The organism is Corynebacterium gallinarum (assembly GCF_014837045.1).
Lineage (GTDB): Bacteria > Actinomycetota > Actinomycetes > Mycobacteriales > Mycobacteriaceae > Corynebacterium > Corynebacterium gallinarum.
Map to the genome: position 1 here is coordinate 1 of NZ_JACSPR010000029.1, position 735 is coordinate 735.

The 735-nt window shown below is 59.7% G+C and carries 1 protein-coding gene; it reads right to left on the minus strand.

The features are described 5' to 3' along the window. Nucleotides 1–33: 33 nt before the first annotated feature. Nucleotides 34–735: transposase (locus tag H9627_RS14115; protein WP_225213898.1), on the minus strand; the 702-nt coding region annotated here is incomplete at its 5' end.

Below are 735 nucleotides of genomic sequence, written 5' to 3' on the forward strand. Positions count from 1 at the left end.
GGGGTGGCTTGTGGAAAAGTAAAATATCCGACGCTAAGGCTTGGGGAAGCGCCGTAGCGGCCTGTATTTGCCGGGCTTGATCTTGTTGGTGCGTGGCCAGGTGTAATCGCCGGTGAGGTTGATGTGTTCCCATCCAAGGGGTGAGAGGAACCGCAGCAGCTCAGGGTCCGTGGCGTTGCCCTCCTGATTCAAGGTGGTGATGGCGCGGTCGAGGTAGACCGTGTTCCAGAGAACGATGGCCGCGGTGAGGAGATTCAGCCCCGAGGCTCGGTAGCGTTGTTGCTCGAAGGATCGGTCGCGGATCTCTCCAAGACGGTTGAAGAAAACGGCCCGGGCCAGGGCGTTCCGGGCCTCGCCCTTGTTCAGCCCGGCCGTCACGGTGCGGCGCAGGTCGGGATCTTGGATCCAATCCAGCAGGAAGAGAGTTCGTTCCAGTTTGCCCAGTTCCCGCAGTGCGGTGGCGAGTCCGTTCTGGCGTGGATAGGCGCCGAGTTTGCGCATCATCAAGGAGGCGGTCACGGTGCCGGTTTTGATGGATGCGGCCAGCCGGAGGATTTCATCCCAGTGTGCGGTGATGGTTTTGGTGTTGATGGTGCCGCCGATCAGCGGTGCCAACGTCGACAACACAGGATCGTTGGTGGGTGTGTAGAGAGAGGAGTGTCTCATGAACGATTGATACCTGATCAGGTGGAGGCCTAGCGTCGGATATTCGACGAATTCACAAGCGACCCCTAC